This is a genomic window from Bacillus sp. sid0103, assembly GCF_019219025.1.
Genome location: NZ_JAHUWN010000023.1, coordinates 47,611 through 67,103 on the forward strand (window position 1 = coordinate 47,611; position 19,493 = coordinate 67,103).

23 protein-coding genes are annotated in these 19,493 nt (G+C 38.3%); 19 read left to right on the top strand and 4 right to left on the bottom strand.

Annotated features, from left to right (window positions below):
• Positions 1-6: 6 nt before the first annotated feature.
• Entirely contained in the window at positions 7-414 is a 408-nt protein-coding gene (locus KW850_RS22660; RefSeq protein ID WP_218350027.1) for a reverse transcriptase-like protein, read from the bottom strand.
• 196 nt (positions 415-610) lie between these two features.
• Between KW850_RS22660 and KW850_RS22665 the strand changes: the two genes are divergently transcribed.
• Together KW850_RS22665 and KW850_RS22670 are read left to right on the top strand one after the other, a co-directional pair.
• Positions 611-1,267: a reverse transcriptase-like protein gene (locus tag KW850_RS22665; protein ID WP_218350028.1), complete on the top strand. Its 657-nt coding sequence runs from the start codon at positions 611-613 to the stop codon at positions 1,265-1,267.
• Positions 1,268-1,287: 20 nt separating this feature from the next.
• Positions 1,288-1,473 (top strand): zinc-finger domain-containing protein, encoded by a 186-nt coding sequence (locus KW850_RS22670; protein WP_218350029.1) that lies wholly within the window; start codon positions 1,288-1,290, stop codon positions 1,471-1,473.
• A 70-nt stretch (positions 1,474-1,543) separates the two neighbouring features.
• Here KW850_RS22670 and cspD read toward each other — a convergent pair whose 3' ends face one another.
• Positions 1,544-1,744, bottom strand: a complete 201-nt coding sequence (gene cspD, locus KW850_RS22675; protein WP_026563856.1) for a cold-shock protein CspD — start codon at positions 1,742-1,744, stop codon at positions 1,544-1,546.
• Positions 1,745-2,024: 280 nt separating this feature from the next.
• On the opposite strand from cspD, the gene KW850_RS22680 reads away from it, so the two are divergent.
• From KW850_RS22680 to mntR, 4 genes are all read left to right on the top strand, one after another.
• A complete protein-coding gene (locus KW850_RS22680; protein ID WP_218350030.1) occupies positions 2,025-2,309 on the top strand; it encodes a hypothetical protein in 285 nt (94 codons plus the stop codon).
• 27 nt (positions 2,310-2,336) lie between these two features.
• Positions 2,337-2,489: a hypothetical protein gene (locus KW850_RS22685; RefSeq protein ID WP_218350031.1), complete on the top strand. Its 153-nt coding sequence runs from the start codon at positions 2,337-2,339 to the stop codon at positions 2,487-2,489.
• Positions 2,489-4,657 (top strand): DNA topoisomerase III, encoded by a 2,169-nt coding sequence (locus KW850_RS22690; RefSeq protein WP_218350032.1) that lies wholly within the window; start codon positions 2,489-2,491, stop codon positions 4,655-4,657. The genes KW850_RS22685 and KW850_RS22690 overlap by 1 nt, the downstream gene beginning before the upstream one ends.
• 92 nt (positions 4,658-4,749) lie before the next feature.
• Positions 4,750-5,172, top strand: a complete 423-nt coding sequence (gene mntR, locus KW850_RS22695) for a transcriptional regulator MntR (protein WP_218350033.1) — start codon at positions 4,750-4,752, stop codon at positions 5,170-5,172.
• 74 nt (positions 5,173-5,246) lie between these two features.
• Here the strand turns inward: mntR and KW850_RS22700 are convergent, their stop codons facing one another.
• A complete protein-coding gene (locus KW850_RS22700) occupies positions 5,247-5,459 on the bottom strand; it encodes a DUF3892 domain-containing protein (protein ID WP_256358390.1) in 213 nt (70 codons plus the stop codon).
• Positions 5,460-5,582: 123 nt separating this feature from the next.
• The gene (gene metA, locus KW850_RS22705; protein ID WP_218350034.1) at positions 5,583-6,491 is read right to left on the bottom strand and encodes a homoserine O-acetyltransferase MetA; all 909 of its coding nucleotides are present in this window, start codon (positions 6,489-6,491) and stop codon (positions 5,583-5,585) included.
• Between the two features lie 225 nt (positions 6,492-6,716).
• Here metA and KW850_RS22710 point away from each other — a divergent pair, with 225 nt between their 5' ends.
• From KW850_RS22710 to KW850_RS22770, 13 genes are all read left to right on the top strand, one after another.
• Positions 6,717-8,420: a formate--tetrahydrofolate ligase gene (locus KW850_RS22710; RefSeq protein ID WP_218350035.1), complete on the top strand. Its 1,704-nt coding sequence runs from the start codon at positions 6,717-6,719 to the stop codon at positions 8,418-8,420.
• 18 nt (positions 8,421-8,438) lie between these two features.
• Positions 8,439-8,960: a hypothetical protein gene (locus KW850_RS22715; RefSeq protein WP_218350036.1), complete on the top strand. Its 522-nt coding sequence runs from the start codon at positions 8,439-8,441 to the stop codon at positions 8,958-8,960.
• 136 nt (positions 8,961-9,096) lie between these two features.
• Positions 9,097-9,945, top strand: a complete 849-nt coding sequence (locus KW850_RS22720; RefSeq protein ID WP_218350037.1) for a DegV family protein — start codon at positions 9,097-9,099, stop codon at positions 9,943-9,945.
• 61 nt (positions 9,946-10,006) lie between these two features.
• Positions 10,007-10,162, top strand: a complete 156-nt coding sequence (locus tag KW850_RS22725; protein WP_218350038.1) for a PIN domain-containing protein — start codon at positions 10,007-10,009, stop codon at positions 10,160-10,162.
• Positions 10,163-10,237: 75 nt separating this feature from the next.
• The gene (locus tag KW850_RS22730; protein ID WP_218350039.1) at positions 10,238-10,885 is read left to right on the top strand and encodes an HD domain-containing protein; all 648 of its coding nucleotides are present in this window, start codon (positions 10,238-10,240) and stop codon (positions 10,883-10,885) included.
• The gene (locus tag KW850_RS22735) at positions 10,882-12,771 is read left to right on the top strand and encodes an ABC-F family ATP-binding cassette domain-containing protein (protein WP_218350040.1); all 1,890 of its coding nucleotides are present in this window, start codon (positions 10,882-10,884) and stop codon (positions 12,769-12,771) included. The genes KW850_RS22730 and KW850_RS22735 overlap by 4 nt, the downstream gene beginning before the upstream one ends.
• A gap of 110 nt (positions 12,772-12,881) precedes the next feature.
• On the top strand, positions 12,882-14,015 hold the full coding sequence (locus KW850_RS22740; protein WP_218350041.1) for a conserved virulence factor C family protein: 1,134 nt from the start codon (positions 12,882-12,884) through the stop codon (positions 14,013-14,015).
• Between the two features lie 61 nt (positions 14,016-14,076).
• Positions 14,077-14,511 (top strand): BrxA/BrxB family bacilliredoxin, encoded by a 435-nt coding sequence (locus KW850_RS22745; RefSeq protein WP_218350042.1) that lies wholly within the window; start codon positions 14,077-14,079, stop codon positions 14,509-14,511.
• A gap of 144 nt (positions 14,512-14,655) precedes the next feature.
• Positions 14,656-15,249: a YpjP family protein gene (locus KW850_RS22750; protein WP_218350043.1), complete on the top strand. Its 594-nt coding sequence runs from the start codon at positions 14,656-14,658 to the stop codon at positions 15,247-15,249.
• Between the two features lie 101 nt (positions 15,250-15,350).
• Entirely contained in the window at positions 15,351-15,932 is a 582-nt protein-coding gene (locus KW850_RS22755; RefSeq protein ID WP_218350044.1) for a TerD family protein, read from the top strand.
• A gap of 205 nt (positions 15,933-16,137) precedes the next feature.
• A complete protein-coding gene (locus KW850_RS22760; RefSeq protein WP_218350045.1) occupies positions 16,138-16,926 on the top strand; it encodes a TerC family protein in 789 nt (262 codons plus the stop codon).
• A gap of 73 nt (positions 16,927-16,999) precedes the next feature.
• Positions 17,000-18,187, top strand: coding sequence for an HpcH/HpaI aldolase/citrate lyase family protein (locus KW850_RS22765; protein ID WP_218350046.1), 1,188 nt, complete (start codon positions 17,000-17,002; stop codon positions 18,185-18,187).
• Positions 18,138-19,493 (top strand): phosphoribosyltransferase family protein, encoded by a 1,356-nt coding sequence (locus KW850_RS22770; RefSeq protein ID WP_218350047.1) that lies wholly within the window; start codon positions 18,138-18,140, stop codon positions 19,491-19,493. The genes KW850_RS22765 and KW850_RS22770 overlap by 50 nt, the downstream gene beginning before the upstream one ends.

Here is a 19,493-nt window from a genome sequence, read left to right on the forward strand (position 1 = left end):
GATGTTTCATTGCTCCTTGGAAAGATTTTTTCGAATGGCCAGCCGTGCCAATTCATCGGCAGCCTTGTTTTCAGCACTTGGGATCCATTTCATAAAAAACAATGGGATTTGTTTGGATAACTGTAAAGCCTGCTCAAGTAATGGTGTGTATAACTTGTTTTTAACAAATTCTTTTTCAACTGCCTGGTTAACTAATTGAGAATCAGTACGAAAAGACAAGACGGATTCTTGAAATCCTTTTTCTAAACAAATCTCTAATGCTTTAATAAATGCATGATATTCTGCTTCATGATTTGACATGTTTCCTAACGGAATCGAATATTTTTCAGTAATGCCATTTCCTTTAATAAATATCCCGGCCCCGCTAGGTCCAGGGTTTCCAGCACTAGCCCCGTCAATATAAACCTCAATCAATATTGTTTCCTCCATACATGTATTATTGAAAGTTTATCATATTTCTTTTAAGGCAGAAAATATATATTCTTATTACTCCTATGAAGATGGGTATGATAAGAATATATTAGAATAAGTTAAGATTAATTGGTAGAAATTTCTGGATGGAATTATAAATGAAATGGCCATTTAAATCTATAGAGAAAGGTTGAAGACATTGAATTATAGGTTAGAGTGGATGTATAAAACAAAAAGCAATGAAAAAGTTCAGTTTTCTTCTGAATTGGTAACCGGTGAAGTAGCCATACAAATTGGTGAGGAGCTTGAAAGTACCGGGAAGGTATCGGATTTGTTATTTTATGATGAGAAAGAAACATCCTGGAACTTGAAGGAAATGAAAAAATTGTTGACCGAAATTGAAGAAGATCCTCATGAAATAACCGTTTATTTTGATGGTGGCTTTCAGATAGAAACTAATCAAGCAGGTCTAGGAGCTGTTATTTTTTTTAAACAGGGTAAAAAGAAATACCGTATCCGCGCGAATGAACGAATTGATGAATTGGATACAAATAATGAAGCAGAATATGCCGCTTTTTATTATGCGTTAAATATTTTAGAGGATTTGGGAGTACATCATTTGTCCTGTGAATTTAAGGGAGACTCCCAGGTTGTATTAAAACAGTTAGAAGGGGAATGGCCCTGCTATGAAGATTCTTTGAATAGATGGCTTGACAGGATTGAAGAAAAAATTAAAGCCCTTGGTTTAGTACCAAAATATACATCCATTTCTAGAAAAGACAACAAAGAGGCAGATAAATTAGCAACACAAGCATTAGAGGGAAAGGAAATTTTTGCAAAAACATTAATTCTCTAGGAAATGGGTGTGAGACTCTTGTGAAGGAATTAAACAGAAGGGAATTGTTGAGTCATGTTGAATCGTTAATGACTCAATACTGTGAAGGCTGCTTTTTACATCAACATTTGAAAAAAGAAGGCGGGCGAAGAGCAGCACACCGGTTTTGTATTTCACAGTGTACAATAGGAGAACAACTTCAGAAGTATGGGAAGAAATTGAGTTGACCTATTTGAAATAGTGCTTGAAATAATAAAAAGGCTGACGATATTCGTCAGCCCTAAGGGTTAGTTTAGATTATAGTTTTACAACGTTAGCCGCTTGAGGTCCACGGTTTCCTTCAACGATTTCAAAAGAAACTTCTTGGCCTTCTTCTAAAGATTTGAAGCCTTCGCCAGTGATAGCGCTGAAGTGTACGAATACATCGTCGCCGCCTTCTACTTCAATAAAACCAAAACCTTTTTCATTGTTAAACCATTTAACTTTACCGTTTTGCATTTACTTCTTCCTCCTAAGCCTTTCAAGCCACCCTTATGGTGCCAAAGATAAATATTATCATGTAGCTATCTGCACTATAATAGAATGCATATATTAGTTACATGATGCTTTAAATATACAATATTGAAAATTTACAGTCAAGAAAGGACTTAGGTTTTTTAGTGAAATTAGCATAGATTCTATGAAAATATATGTACAAATGAAAACAGGCCCCTAACATAAAACTACTTTTGCATCATATGTTTAAATATCTACTATACATGCAGGAGGCGGGGGTTAGATGTACCGATTTTCTATTGAAGGTGCGGATTGGATATTAAGATTTTCACCGCAAGTTTACATTGATTCAGTCGAGAAACAGGCTATTTTATTGGCGCTGCTTCATATCGGTGCGGATTTAACTAAATATGCACATGGCAGCGCTTTTATCATTTTTACGAAAAAGATTGGCGCGATAGTTTTCGAAGTTGAGAGAATTCCGTCATTAATATTAACAGTTTCAAATATTATCCCCGAGGACAATTGGTATGATCAGGAGTTTACTTCAATAAAGCAAATAAAATAATCAGAAGTTCTGGAGGATGGTCATAAAATGGCCATCTTTTTTATTTATTCACCATTTGAGCTAATTGTCATAGATTTGTCAAGGGAAATACTGGATGATCAGTATTTTAAGTCTTTACTAACAATGGCTTTAATGGGTAAAATGGATTCCGGGATGCTTGAAAAAAGGGAGCAATCATAATGAAATTAATTATTGCCGAAAAGCCGGATCAAGGTTCAACCTTAGCATCAATCTTTAAACATAAAAAACAAAATGGTTTTATAGAAATTTTTTCAAATGATGTTTTTCCAGATGGTGCATATGTCACTTGGGCTATTGGACATGTCTGCCAATTGGTCTCGCCTGAGAAATATCAACAAGGTTGGAAAAAATGGACATTGGATAATTTACCAATGATCCCTGAACAGTTTGAATATGAGGTAACAAAGGATAAGGCAAAACAATATGCAGTCATAAAAAAATTGGTTTCTGATCCTAAGGTTACTGAAATTATTCATGCGGGTGATGCGGGGCGAGAAGGTGAACTGATTATCCGCAATGTCCTTCGGCTAACAAAATGTCACAAACCCATGAAAAGGCTGTGGATTTCTTCGTTAACACCTAATAGCATTAGAGAAGGATTTCAGAAGCTATTGGAAGAACAAGAGACACGCAGCTTATTTTTTGAAGCCTATACTAGGGCTTGTGCCGACTGGGTGGTTGGCATGAATGCTTCACGTCTCTATAGCCTCTTATTACAAAAACAAGGATTTTCTGATGTCTTTTCAGTTGGTAGAGTCCAAACTCCAACCTTAGCACTTATTGTTAAAAGAGAGCTTGAAATAGAGAACTTTAAATCTGAACCCTATTGGGAGGTTCTAGCACAGTTTTTAATTAATGGAAAAAAGTACACTGGAAAATGGCAAAACGATGGGGAAACTCGAGTTAATTCAAAAGAGTTAGCAGAAAAAGTTGCGGCTTTTTGCAAGGATAAACCCGCAGAGGTCAATGAGGTTCAATCAGAAAGAAAAGAATTCCTCCCTCCACTCTTATACAACCTATCCGCTCTCCAAGCTGAAGCGAATAAACGGTTTAAGTTTTCTCCCAAGAAAACGCTCGATGTAATGCAAAAGCTCTATCAAAAAGGAAATGTCTCATACCCTCGTTCAGATTCTCGGTATGTAACGAAAGAAGAAGCGAATACTTTCCCAGAAATTTTAAACAAATTAAGTCATATTAAAGATTATGAAGGCTTTTTCCCCTTACCATTTGCATCGATTTCAGAAAACAAGCGTTATGTGAATGAAAAGAAAGTCACGGACCACTACGCAATCATTCCGACTGAACAAATCCCGAATGTAGAGCGGCTCACTCCAGATGAAAAGAAAATTTATGATCTAGTCGTAACAAGTTTGATAGCCGCACACTACAATAAGGCCATTGCTGAATATACTACTGTAACAACTCTAGTCGATGGCAGGGCGTCATTTATTTCAAAAGGAAAGGTACAAATTGAAGAAGGCTGGCGTAAAGTCCTGAAACCAAAAGATAGTGATGATGAACCTGCACTGCCAAAGTTAGCAAAAGGTGAGCAGGGGCATACTGTAAAAGTGGATGTAAAAGAAAGCAAAACTCAGCCTCCTAAACGCTATACAGAAGGTCAATTGATTACGTTAATGAAAACGGCCGGAAAGCATATAGATGACAAAGAACTTGAGAAAATTCTAACAAAGACCGAGGGGCTTGGGACAGAAGCAACAAGAGCAGGCATTATTACGATGTTAAAGGACCGCTTATATATTGAGGTTAAGAAAAATTTAGTATATGCCACTGCAAAAGCCAAGATCCTGATCGAAGCAATCGGCAAAGAAATCTTAGCCTCACCGGAAATGACCGCAAAGTGGGAACAGAAGTTAAAGGAAATTTCAGAAGGATCTGCGGCACCTAAACATTTTATGGAACAAACAAAAAAGATGGTCATCCATTTAATAGCATCAAGTATGGATCAAGCATCAAATTGGTCTTTTTCAGATGAAATGCGTGAAAATTTTGCACCTGGGAAGCAAAAGGGAAGAAAGCAGTCGTATACGAAACTGGGACCTTGTAAAAAATGTGAGGGGGCAGTTGTTGACAAAGGGAGCTTTTACGGATGTTCGAATTACCAAAAAAATCATTGTGACTTTACCATTTCCAAAAAAATATTGGGAAAAAATATTACCCAGAAGAATATTAAACTGCTTCTCTCAGAAGGGAAAACAGAGCTGATTGAAGGGTTCGTTAATAAGGAAAAAACCTTTAATGCAAGACTTTATTTAGATGAAACTGAAAAAAAAGTTAAATTTTTATTTGAAGAAACGGCCACAAAATAAGGAAGTTGTAATTGATAAGTGATAAATTGCCTTGTCACTATTTTTTTTCTATAGTACACTTTTAGATGAGTAATTTTTTTGGAGGGTATGGGATGCCAACACCAAGTATGGAAGATTATATCGAACAAATTTATATATTGATTGAAGAAAAAGGATACGCTCGGGTCTCAGATATTGCCGAAGCGCTGTCTGTACATCCCTCCTCAGTAACGAAAATGGTGCAAAAGCTTGATAAAGATGAATACTTAGTTTATGAAAAATATAGAGGCCTTGTGTTAACAACAAAAGGTAAAAAGATTGGAAAACGTCTAGTCTTTAGACATGATTTGTTAGAACAGTTCCTTAAAATCATCGGCGTAAAAAATGAAAATATTTATAACGATGTGGAAGGAATTGAGCACCATTTAAGTTGGGATTCAATTGATCGAATTGGTGACCTGGTTCAATTTTTCGAAGAAGACCACAGACGCATTGATGCATTAAATGAAATTCAAAAACAGAATGAAAGCGAATAAAAAAGAAGCACCTAGCATTAAACGCTAGGTGCTTTTAATATTAGTTATGTAAGAGCTAATTGGTGATTTGCACATTAATATAAATCAGGATATTGATCAAATGATTGGCTTCCCTCAGGGATTAAAGTCATTTGCCCATGTTCTTCCTCAATAGCCTGAACACCTTGTATTAATCCATTTTCAGCTTCATGTAATGCCTTTCGATATGAAATGATTCGCCCTTCTGAAGTAACGAAATTAATAATTTCACCAAAGTAATTGCGATGCAGAGCAACGATAGATTCCATAAAAATCTCCCTCTAGTTTTTGAATTAAAGTATCTTGCTTTTTCCTATATTCTTTCTATTTTTACAAATAATAAACGAACAAAACCATAAAAAAAAGCATCGGAAGGTGTCCGATACTTTCTGTTAACCCCAATAAAATGGAGTTTCTTGGTAGACATAATAATTGAGCCAGTTTGAAAAGAATAAGTGGCCATGAGAACGCCAGCGGTTTATTGGCGGTTGTGTTGGGTCATTGTTTGGAAAATAGTTCTCTGGAATGTGGATTTCAAGACCCTTATTTAAATCTCTTTCATATTCCTGTGCGAGCGAATCTGATTCATATTCCAAATGTCCGGTTACCATTACATGCTTTCTGTCTCGTGATGCAATCAATAAAGCACCTGCATCCTCAGAAGCCGCTAGTAATTTTAATTCTGGATGTTTCTTAATAGCTTCAATGGGTACATCTGTATAACGGGAATGAGGAGCATAAAATTGGTCATCAAAACCACGTAATAGAATATCGTTTTGTTCGAAAATCCGGTGGGCATAAATGCCGGAGCATTTTCTCTGCAACTCAAATTTACCAATTCCATAATGATAATGAAGTGCAGCTTGGGCTCCCCAGCAAATATGTAATGTCGATGTAACATTTTCATTTGCCCAATCCATAATTTCTGTTAACTCCGCCCAATATTTTACTTGCTCAAATTCCAAAAGCTCCACAGGTGCACCAGTAATAATCATCCCATCAAACTTCAGGTTTCTCACTTGGGAAAAAGTAGTGTAAAACTGTGCGAGGTGCTGTTTGCTCGTATGGGTCGATTCATAAGAATTTGTTTTTAGAAAGTTAACATTTACTTGTAATGGCGAGTTTCCCAATAAACGTAAAAGTTGTGTTTCTGCTTTCTCTTTTTCAGGCATTAAATTCAAAATAAGGATATTTAATGGTCGGATGTCCTGAGCAGTCGCTCGTTCATTGTCCATGATGAAAATATTTTCTGTTTCAAGAATTTCCCTTGCAGGAAGGAGTTTTGGAATGTTAATTGGCAAGTGACCATCCCCTTTATCAGGTTTAATTTAAGACATTTTTCAAAATACTACATCCATTAATATAACTACCAACATCATTAGTCAATGAATATTTGAAATATTTAATAATTATATTATAAACATTATTGGAAGTTCAGAAAAGAAAATAATTAATTCAAATATACATATCGGATTGAAAGCGCTTATTTGATACAATGTTAGCGTAAGTCCAATTCTAAATGCTGAATGCGGGGGATAAAGGTGGTATTAAAAACAACAGTGAAATCAGACATTGAAATTGCACAAGAATCATCAATGAGGCCAATTGTTGAAATCGCCGAAAAAATTGGTTTGGTTGAGGATGATTTAGAGCTTTTTGGAAAATACAAAGCAAAAATTTCAAGTGATGCTTTAGCTAAACTCAAAACAAAGGAAAATGGGAAAATTATCCTTGTCACTTCCATAAATCCAACACCAGCAGGCGAGGGAAAATCAACTGTGACCGTTGGCCTGGCCGATGCTTTCAACCAGATAGGCAAAAAAACAATGATTGCCCTTCGTGAGCCCTCACTAGGACCAACAATGGGGATTAAAGGCGGGGCGACTGGCGGCGGGTACTCACAAGTTCTGCCGATGGAGGACATCAACCTACACTTTACTGGAGATATTCACGCGATTACGACTGCAAACAATGCTCTCGCAGCATTAATCGATAATCATCTCCAACAGGGAAACGAGCTTAACATCGATCAACGAAGAATTGTCTGGAAACGGGCGGTTGATTTAAATGACCGTGCCTTAAGAAAAGTAATAATAGGCCTTGGCGGTCCGTTACAAGGGGTGCCGCGCGAAGATGGCTTTGATATTACTGTAGCATCGGAAATTATGGCAGTTTTATGCTTAGCAACTGATTTACAAGATTTAAAATTACGTTTATCACGGATGGTTGTAGCTTATAATTATGAGAAAGAGCCGGTTACGGTTGGTGAACTAGGAGTGGAGGGTGCATTAACGCTGCTGTTAAAGGATGCGATTAAACCAAACCTTGTTCAAACCATTGAACATACACCAGCACTTATTCATGGAGGACCGTTTGCAAATATTGCCCATGGGTGTAATAGCGTAATCGCCACCACAACAGCGGCCAAGTTAGCTGATTATGTTATTACAGAAGCAGGTTTTGGTGCTGATTTGGGTGCAGAAAAGTTTTTACATATAAAATCAAGAAGTGCCGGTATTCAACCGGAAGCAGTGGTGGTTGTTGCAACAATTCGTGCCTTAAAAATGCATGGCGGTGTAGCGAAAAGTGAGTTAGCGCATGAGAATATTCCATCCCTAACTCTTGGCTTTGCCAATTTGAAGAAACACATCGAGACAATCCAGAGCTTTGGATTACCAGTGGTGGTTGCGATTAACAAATTCATCACCGATACAGAGCTTGAGGCGGCCACATTGCTAGAATGGTGTCAACGAGAAAATGTGCCCGTTGCCATAACAGAAGTGTGGGAAAAAGGGGGAGCAGGCGGCATCGACCTAGCTAACACATTGTTAGCCGTGATGGACAAGAAGGAAAACAACTTTAAGCCTTTATACGACTTATCTGATTCGATTGACAAGAAAGTTAGAACGATTGTGCAAATGGTTTATGGTGGAAGAGATGTAGAATTTTCATCGAAAGCAAAAAAACAATTGCTTGAATTTGAAAAGTTTGGTTGGTCTAATTTGGCCGTTTGTATGGCGAAATCCCAGTATTCCTTGTCTGATGACCCCTCTAAGTTAGGACGGCCAGCGGATTTTAGTGTAACTATCAGGGAATTTAAACCATCTATTGGCGCAGGATTTATTGTCGCCTTAACAGGTGATGTAATGACGATGCCAGGACTGCCGAAAAAGCCATCAGCCTTAAATATGGATGTGGATGAAAACGGGAATGTATTAGGGCTTTTCTAAGAGGAGAGTAGATGGTAAATGTTTGATCCTACAGCCTTCGATAATATGAAAGTAGTGATTGAAGGAGCATTATATGATCTAGATATTAGTGGTGATATTGTTATTACCGATCGAAATGATTCCATTAACATGGCCAAAATGTCTCGGAAATTTGACGTTTCTTTTCAATTGCCTACTAAAGGATTTACTGCGAAAATCGAGATGATATCAAATCTCGGTAATCTAGCTGCTGAACTATTGCCCGCTTTACTTTCAGAGCAGAAGGCAGGATGTCAGTTGAGCCTGCAATTTTATACGGAACATGACGACAAAGAAATCGACTTTCAAGCAATGGAAGCCACTCTCCTGGATGTTTGGGGATCTGCGAGAAAAATTACTCAAATTATTCAGTATGACCCGCTCCATATCGATAAAAAGCATGATCATATCATCAGTATTGAATTTGATCGGTTAATCCGAGAAGACCAAATGGATGATTTAGTAGAAATGACGGAGTTTATTATCACAACACTTAAAAAACTTAACGGCGAGATTAACTAAGATAACCAAATCACCAAACCAGCTTTTTTAGCGAGAGCTGGTTTTGTTAGCACCCCTAAAATATTTACAATATTCTAATTTTTATGTACGATTATTTTACATACTTGTTAAATAATAAGGTTAAGGGGAGAGGGCATTGGTCAAAACCGCTTGGGTCACAGACAGTACCGCCTATTTAGACGAAGAATTAAGAAATCATCCTGATTTATATACCATTCCGCTAACGGTTCTACTTGATGGTGATGAATTTTCAGATGGGGTGGACTTATCCTCTGCACAATTATTCGAGCGATTAAAGCAGCTAAAAACACCGCCCAAAACATCACAACCATCCATTGGAGCGTTTCAAGCATTATACGTACAACTATCAAAGGAGTACGACCAAGTGGTGGCTGTTCTTTTATCAGGAAAATTAAGTGGTACTGTGTCTTCAAGTGAGCAAGCTGCCAAACTAGTTGATATTCCAGTTATCACGTTTGATTCCAATATTCTTACCTATCCGATGACGGCGTTACTTAAAGAGGGAATAGCATTACTAGAGGCTGGTGCAGGTATTGAATCGGTTATCAATCAACTTGAAAAGTTGAAAAAAACAAACGAGACATATGTGCTTATCGGCAGTTTAGAGCAACTTCACCGAAGCGGAAGGATGTCTGGTGTACAATTCTTCCTTGGTAGTATGCTTAATGTGAAACCCATTATATCGATTGTTGACGGGGCATTAAGTGTAAAAGAAAAAGTACGAAGTGAGAAAAGAGCGAAAGAGAAAATATTGGAATATTTACGCTCATCTTATGAGCAGCACCACTTTAAAGAAGTATACATTTTATATGGATTGCATGAGGAAACTGCCGCTAATTGGAAGGATGAATTAAGAAAGGAATTTCCACAATTAGAAATTATCTGCTGCCCATTGGGAGCAGTAATTGGTGTTCATGCAGGTGAAAATACTCTCGGCATAAGCTGGCATAATGGGCTGAAATAACTTTTTCTCCCTCTGTGCATACTAAAATGGCTATTAAATTTTGCAGAGAGGGAGATGTGTAATGAGTAAGCAAGGAAGGCAAAACCCCAACCAAACGAGAGAGCAAATTGAAAAACAAGACAAAAGAAATGATATTGAACTCGGCAGCGAGTTTCAATTTGGTAATAGCAAGTCACAAAGCCAGAAAAAAAGCGGACGTCAAGCCAATAAAAAATAATCCCGAGAATTCGGGGTTATTTTTTATTGGTTTTTCATGATAAAATAGCAAAAGTGAAAGTGGGTGTCGGGAAAAATGAAAAATCATATAATAGAACAAACGAAAATATATGTCCGTAACGAATTAGGGGAAGATGCTACTGGCCATGATTGGTTCCATGTTGATCGTGTCCGATTAAATGCCTTACATATATGCAAGAAAGAAAATGCGGGAGATCCGTTCATTATCGAAATGGCGGCACTTCTCCATGACATATCAGATGAAAAGCTTAATGAAAGCAGCGAAAAAGGGGAAGAAAAGCTAGAATCGTTTCTAAGAACCATACCGCTGACAGATAACGATAAAAAACATATTAAACAAATTATCGCAACGATTTCCTTTAAAGGTGGACAACAGACGAGTCTTGCAACGATAGAAGCGAAAATTGTTCAGGATGCAGACCGTTTAGATGCAATTGGTGCAATCGGAATTGCGAGGGCATTTGCTTATGGCGGCAAAAAAGGGCAGCCAATCTACGACCCAAGCATTGAAGTAAGAAATGAAATGTCAGTAGAAGAGTATCGAAAGGGTAAATCAACAAGCATTCATCATTTCTATGAAAAACTCCTTAAATTGAAAGACTTGCTAAATACAGAGACTGCTCGAAAAATGGCAGAAAGCCGTCAGCTAATGATGGAGACATTTCTAGAACAATTTTACCAAGAATGGGATGGACAAGTATGAAAATGCTCACAGTTGAAAATGTTTCGAAAACATATGGGGAAAAACAACTCTTTGATTCCATTTCCTTCACGATTGGAGAAAAAGAGCGTGTCGGGTTAATCGGCATCAATGGGACCGGGAAATCATCCCTATTAAAAATAATTGCTGGTCTCGACACACCGGACGAAGGGAAAATTATCACGAGTAAAGACTATTCAATCGCATTTTTAAACCAGCAGCCAGAATTAGATGGGGATAAAACAGTCTTAGAACAAGTCTTTCATGGCGACGCGCCCATTTTAAAACTAATGCGTTCCTACGAAAAAACTTTATTGGATCTTTCAATGTCTCCTGATGACACAAAAGTCCAAGATGAGCTTTTTCGTTTGCAAAAGCAAATGGATGCACTAAATGCTTGGGATGCAAGCACAAATGCCAAATCAATTTTAATGAAATTAGGTATAGAAGATTTTACAAAAAGAATTGGTGAGATGTCCGGTGGGCAGAAGAAGCGTGTCGCTTTAGCACAAGTGTTGATCGCCGAACCAGATTTACTTATTTTAGATGAACCAACCAATCATCTTGATTTCGATTCCGTCAAATGGTTGGAAGATTACTTAAGCAGATACAGTGGCTCGATTTTGCTTGTGACCCATGACCGTTACTTTCTTGATCGAGTAGCTAATCGAATGTTTGAACTCGATGGTGGGCAGATATACAGCTACAAAGGCAATTATGCGGCCTTCCTAGAAGCAAAAGCCATTCGTGAAGAGAATGAAGCTGCCACTTTTGAAAAAAGGAAAAATCTTTTCAGAAGAGAACTGGAGTGGATAAGGCGCGGTGCGAAAGCAAGAACAACCAAACAAAAGGCTAGAATTCAACGATTTGAAGAGCTTGATGACAAGGTCTCTACTGGGAAACTAACCTCTGAAAAACTGGATATTACCTTAAATGGGAGTCGGCTTGGCAAGCAGGTATTTGAACTGAAGGATGCTTCCAAGCGATTCGGAGCAAAAACGATCTTAAATCACTTTGATCTGCTTGTGAAGCCCGGTGATCGAATTGGGATTATTGGGAAAAATGGGACAGGGAAATCGACCCTGTTAAATATCCTTGCCAAACAAATCCCGCTTGATGAGGGTGAGTTCATCATGGGACAAACAGTAAAAATCGCTTATTATACCCAGGAAAGCGAAGATATGGATGAAAATAAGCGGATGATTGAATACATTAAGGAGACTGCTGAGGTTGTAAACACATCTGATGGAAAAACGATTTCAGCAGCGCAAATGCTCGAACGCTTTTTATTTCCGCCATTTACGCACGGTACACCAATTCGAAAGCTATCAGGCGGAGAAAAACGACGTTTATACTTGTTGAAAATTTTGATGACTGCACCTAATGTACTCTTGTTGGACGAACCAACCAATGATCTTGATACACAGACACTGACTGTTCTTGAAGATTATTTAGAAGAATTCCCTGGCGTAGTCATTACGGTTTCCCATGACCGTTATTTCTTAGATAAAGTGGCTGAACAGCTTCTCGTTCTACAAGGAGAAGGGACCATTGATACTTTCTTTGGGAATTATTCAGAGTATCTAGAAAAGGAATCTGCTCTAGAAACCCAAAGAACCTTCACGGCTCCATCCAAGCCAGTGAAAACAATTGAGAAAGAAAAAAAGAAAAGAATGACCTATGGTGAGAAAAAAGAATGGGAATCAATTGATGAGGACATCGAGAAAACGGAAACCCGCCTTGAAGAAATAGCTAGCGAATTGGCGAAGACAGGCAGTGATTTTACAAAGGCACAGGACTTGATGAACCAGGAAACAGAATTAAATGAAAAGCTTGAGTATTTAATTGAACGCTGGTCATATTTAGCCGAACTTGCGGAAAAGGAATAAATGGAGTGCGTCTTATGGACGTACTCTTTTTATGCATAAAGCAAATCCGATGATAGTAACCTATCCAATATGATAAGCTTGAAAAAAACCATAAGAATAAGGTGAGTTTGTTGAGAATTAAGGCAATTGAACCAACGCCAAGCCCAAATACAATGAAAATTAATCTAGATGAAGAACTTCCAATGGGGAGAAGCCATAATTATAAGAAAGAAACATCTGCTGATGCACCGTCTGTTATTCAAGCAATCCTTCAAATTGAAGGCATTAAAGGTGTCTATCATGTTGCAGATTTTCTTGCTGTTGAACGGAATGCAAAATATGATTGGAAGGAATTGCTGCCGCAAGTACGCCAGGCATTTGGAGAAAAAACGGACGAGGCTTCCCCAGTCAAGCCCATGGATGAGCATTTTGGTGAGATTAAGGTTGAAATCCAGATGTTTAAAGATATACCTCTCCAAGTAAAACTTACTGATGGTACTACTGAAAAACGGTACGGAATGCCCGAATACTTCTTAAAGGCGCGAGAACGGTCACAGCTTCCTGATGATCACTACCTTTTACTCAGAAAATGGCAAAATCAAGGCGTCCGTTACGGGGATTTTGATCAGATTGGCCAGGAAGTTGTTGATGAACTGATCGCTGCCTATCCACAGGAACGACTCGAAGAATTGGTTAGAAAAGCTCAATCTGCGGATATAGTACCCGAACAAAAATTTAGTCAGACTCGAAAAAAAGTGTCAATGGAAGATTTACAGAATCCCGATTGGCAGATTCGCTATCAGGTCCTTGAACAAATGGATGACCCAGAACTATCTGATATACCTGTCCTTGAAAAAGCATTATCAGATGAAAGGGCTTCGATTCGGAGGCTTGCCACTGTGTACCTCGGAATGATCAAGGAGAAGGAAGTTCTGCCCTTACTATATAAGGCTTTGAAGGATAAAACGGTGACCGTTAGAAGGACAGCAGGAGATTGTCTATCAGATTTAGGGTTTCCAGAAGCAGCTGACGAAATGATGAACGCATTACAGGATAAGAGCAAGTTAGTTCGATGGCGGGCAGCTATGTTTTTATACGAGGCTGGCGATGAAAAGGCCCTTCCTGCGTTAAAAGCTGCTGAAAATGATTCGGAATTTGAGGTTAGTTTGCAAATAAAAATGGCCATTGAAAGAATTGAAGGCGGCACTGAAGCAAAAGGTTCTGTTTGGAAGCAAATGACCGAAGCCAGGAAGACGACGGATTAATTGCAAATAGGTATTAGATTAGGTATTCTAAAGTGGATGAATCGAAACGGAGTGATTTAAATTGTCAAATGCATATGAAGAATATATGAGACAAATGGTTTTACCGATGCGTGAAGAATTAACACGAGCAGGCTTTGAAGAGCTCTCAACTGCACATGAAGTAGAACAATTTATGGAAAATGTAAGTGGAACAACTCTTGTAGTCGTCAATTCCGTGTGTGGATGCGCAGCTGGTTTAGCTCGTCCTGCTGCAACGCAAGCTGTACTCAATAGTGAGAAAAAGCCAGACCAAATCGTAACTGTTTTTGCTGGGCAGGATAAAGAAGCAACCGCAAAAATGCGGGAGTATTTTGAAGGAATTGAACCATCATCACCATCAATGGCATTATTAAAGGATAAAAAAGTAGTTCATTTCATTCCAAGACATGATATTGAAGGAATGCCAATGGAATCCGTAATGCATAATTTACTAGGGGCTTTCGAAGCCCATTGTTAATTAGGATGTCAGCTGACATCCTTTTTTTTATTGGTTCGTAATTCGAAAAATTTTCCAATATCATGAAAAAAGAAGTATAATATTTTTTATAATAACTAATTTCAGAAAATAATAGAAAATAGAAAAAGAATAGGTGACGTAAAAATGAACAATTGGCTTCGTAAAACGTTATTTGTACTAGTTTCTGTCCTAACTTTTGGTCTCGTTACGCCAACACATTTAATAGACCAAGTAAACGCAGATAATCGCACTGATCGTGATGCGTTTGAAGCGCCATCGAAAGAAATCGCCTTTGGACAATCAAACACCATTAAGGAAGAACTGGAGTTTGATAAAGACAAGTTTATAGAAGAACTATTGATACAGGCAGAATTTCAGTCCTATCAGAAATTTGGGACTAAAATCAAACCTGTCATTGAAAATGAATTCAGGGAAGTTATTTTGCCGAATATCGAAAAAGCACTTGCGGAAATGTCTGTTCAATTTCCGGAAGATGATTTAAAAAATCTCACTATTTCGGAACATCCTAGCGCTGGGCTTTCTGAAAAAATATTTAATATTACCAATCAGGGTACCGGGCAAGATGTCCTTCGTTTTCATGTGAGACGAGATAATCCACCGCAAGCAGGCTTTTGGTTTAATTTTCATTATCATACCTATCATGATGATTTCCAGAGTCATCATGAATTAGGGACCATTTATTGGGCGAAGAATACACCACCCAAATGGATGAGTTAATGTAATTTGCTAATGAACATAAAAAAAATTTATTATAATAAATGAAACCTTTTTATGACAAACTCGTAAATAGACTATTACCTAAAATGGAGGAATGAAAAATGGCAGTAAGTTTATCAAAAGGTCAAAAAGTGGATTTAACAAAAACAAATCCAGGATTAACAAATGTTGTAGTTGGACTTGGATGGGATACGAACAAGTATGATGGCGGTAATGATTTTGATTTAGATTCATCTGTTTTCTTATTAGGAGAAAATGGCAAAGTAACGAATGAAACTGACTTTATTTTCTATAATAATCCTCAAGGGGCAAATGGTGCTGTTGTACATACTGGTGATAATCGCACAGGAGCTGGCGATGGTGATGACGAAGGTGTGAAAGTAAATCTTACAACAATCCCTGCTAATATTCAGCGGATTGCTTTTACGATTACGATTCATGATGCAGGTAGCAGAAATCAAAACTTTGGTCAGGTTTCAAATGCCTACGCCCGAATTTACAATGAGGCGAACGGTGAAGAATTAATTCGCTATGATTTAGGGGAAGACTTCTCGATTGAGACGGCTATCGTTGTCGGTGAATTGTATCGCCACAATGGTGAATGGAAATTCAGTGCGATTGGCAGCGGATATCAAGGCGGTTTAGCTGCACTTGCTACTGACTTTGGCTTACAAATCGGTTAATTGTTAAATGCGAAAGATCCAGTCAAATGCTGGGTCTTTTTACAAAAACTTTGTTTACATTATGTCTAGCAACAGCGCCTAGGGGCCAATGGTCTACAGCCAAACCGTCTCGAGGGTTATAGAACAACCTTCCAGCCGGTTCGTTTTATGATTGAGCCCCTAAGCAAGGCGCTTCCGCTTTTCTATTCTAGGAGGAATTACGTTAATGTCAGTTTTGAATCATATCTTGGACACATATGCACAATTTTTTGATTTAGATATGTGGGGTAAGATATTATCCGACCCAGTCAGCTGGGGATTAATTGGGACTCTTATTATTTTAGAAGGTCTGCTTTCTGCAGATAATGCACTAGTTTTAGCTGTAATGGTTAAACACTTGCCACCTGCCAAGAGGAAAAGGGCTTTGTTCTACGGTTTATTAGGGGCATATATTTTCCGTTTTATTGCGATTGGAATCGGAGTATACTTAATCAAGTTCTGGGTCATTAAAGCCCTTGGGGCCGCGTATCTTGCTTGGTTAGCGATTAAGTATTTCATCGATAAGCGTAAAGGAGATACTGGTCACGACGAGGATGAGGAATCAGAAGGAATTAACCAAGGCGGCTTGCTAATTCGCTTATTTGGTACCTTCTGGGGAACAGTAGCTGCCGTTGAGTTAATGGATATTGCTTTCTCAGTCGATAGCGTTCTTGCTGCATTTGGAGTCAGCAATCAAGTTTGGATATTGTTTGTAGGTGGAATCCTAGGGGTGTTAATGATGCGAGGCGTTGCTGGCGTATTCTTAACATTAATTGACAGAATTCCAGAACTAGAAACTACTGCTTATATCTTAATCCTGATCATTTCTATTAAGATGGCTCTAACCTTACCGTTATTCAACATTCATATTGAATCATTACATTTCTTTATCATTCTAGCCGTAACATTTGGAGCTACCTTTATTGTTCACTTTATGAATAAGAAAAAGGAAGCCAGCAAAGGAAACCAATCATAATTGCAGACTAAAAGGGGAGCTGACGAGAGTCCGTCTCCTCTATTTTTTAGCTTTAAAAGAGGTGAAATTGGTTATGGAGTTTTTTACATATTTTTACCAAGATGAAATTAAACGCTTCTTCTTTCAAAAACCGCAGACATTTTCGAAATATTCAAACCGTGAACTTTTATCTTATGGTTTAGGCGCTACCCTTTATATGCCAGCGACACGCCCGAATATTCATCAAGAAATTCTCTCCAAGAAGCATGAAGGATTAACTTCTATTGTCATCGACCTAGAAGATGCGGTTGGTGATAACGAGGTAACGGATGCGGAAGCAAAGCTCATCAATGAATTGGTAAAGTTAAATGGTGAATTGAATAAGGGGTTTCTAAGCTATACGGATCTCCCTCTTATGTTTATCCGCATTCGGAACCTAGAGCAGTTTAAACGGGTAACAGAACAATTAGCGGATGCGATAAAATTGCTTACCGGAGTGGTCCTTCCTAAATTCAGCGCCGAAACAGGTGAAGAACTTTTAATGGAGGTGCGCCGGATCCATACTGAGCAGCATCCCTTTTATGCAATGCCCATCTTGGAGACAGCGAAGGTCATTCAAAAAGAAACGAGAATGGAAGAATTAATGAATATAAAAGCTCTTTTAGATCGCTACAGGGATTATATTCTAAATGTGAGGGTCGGGGCTACTGATTTTTGTGGATTATATGGAATACGCCGCAGTGCGGATACCACAGTATATGATATAGCAGTTTTGAGAGATTGTATTTCTGATATTATTAATGTCTTTCAACGGTTTGATAGACCTTACGTTGTTTCTGGACCAGTTTGGGAGTATTTTTCTACGAAGAAAAGAATGCTGAAGCCACAACTAAGGCAAACTCCGTTTCGTGAGCGGTACGGTGACGAAGGGCTGAAAATGCGTGCAAAATTAATCGGTGAACATATGGATGGTTTAATCCAAGAAATCCTCATGGATATCGCAAACGGATTAACGGGAAAAACAATTATCCATCCTTCACATATCAAAGTTGTTCAAGCCCTCAATGTGGTTTCCTACGAAGAGTTCGTCGATGCAAGTACTATCATAAAAGCAGCAACTGGGGAAATTGGCGTCATGAAGAGTAAGTTTGCAAATAAAATGAACGAAATAAAACCTCATTATTATTGGGCGAAGAAAACCATCTTAAAATCACAGTTGTACGGGGTGCTGCATGAAGAATTCACTACCATTGACCTTATCAAAAAAGAAGTATACGTATAATATCCTAGACGCGATAAAAACAGAGATAGCAGTAACTGAAGATCCGTTTGATTTGCCGCTGGAAGATTTGTTTACGATGGCAGCCAGAATAAATAAGAAGCGCTCGTTTCTATTCGTTAGTAAAGTGCTCGGTAAACACTTACCCATTGATCCAAATAAAGGTCTATTGACGGCGGCCCTACTAGGAGCGAGATATTTAGAAATGGTTAAGGGAATCTCTTGTTTAGAAACGGAGAAACTATTAACCTCATTTAGAAGAGAAGATTCTTACCAAAGTATGGCCTTTATTCCTGAATCTGTTAGTCCAGTCGTGATTGGCTTTGCTGAAACGGCAACAGCCCTTGGGCATGCCTTCTTTGATTGCTTTCAATCGGCCGAATACTTTCACACCACTAGGGAAGAACTCATCCAGGTAAGACCGGAAATTACCTTTGAAGAAGAGCATTCACATGCAACATCACATCGCTGTTACATTCCGTTGGAGATGATTCAAAATGACCGAGAAATTATCCTTGTTGATGATGAATTAACCACTGGAAAAACGGCCTTAAATATTATCAAATCTATTCAAAGTAAATTCCCAAGACGTGTTTATACCATTGTCTCCATTTTGGATTGGCGTTCAGAAGAGGATCAAAAGAGTTTTCAACAGCTAGAACAGGAGCTTTGTATCAAAATCAATGTAGTCAGCCTGGTAACTGGAACAGTTCAGGTGAAGCAGATTCGAGAAATAGAGAATAGGTCAGCAATCAGTGAAAGGAAAGAGAGCGTCGAAGCATCTGTAGAATGGATAGACTTATCAACATTCTTTTCTAGTACTCCCTTTTTAGTAAATAACTTGATTAATAGGAACGCATTTATTAAAGAAACAGGTCGATTTGGCCTAAATAGTTTTGAGAACGATTGTCTTCACCAGAAAGCCTCTACTGCCGCAGCGATATTAAATCAGAAAAGAACGGGAAAAAGGACTCTTTGCCTTGGAACGGGAGAGTTTATGTATCTTCCAATGAAACTCGCTGCCGAAATGGGCAGAGATGTTTATTATCAATCAACGACTCGCAGCCCGATCTTCATCAAAAACAAAGAGGGATACGGGGCAAGGTTCGGTTTGACTTTTCCAAATCCGGAAGACGTATCCATTACACACTTTGTATACAACATCCCGTCAGGCTTTTACGATGAAATCTTTATTTTCTTGGAAAGAAAAGTAGAATTAGAGAATCTGGAACCACTCATGAAAGAACTAGAAAAATTACAAATAGAGATGATTAGGCTCGTCTTTTTTTCTGAAAATCGAGGTGAATAA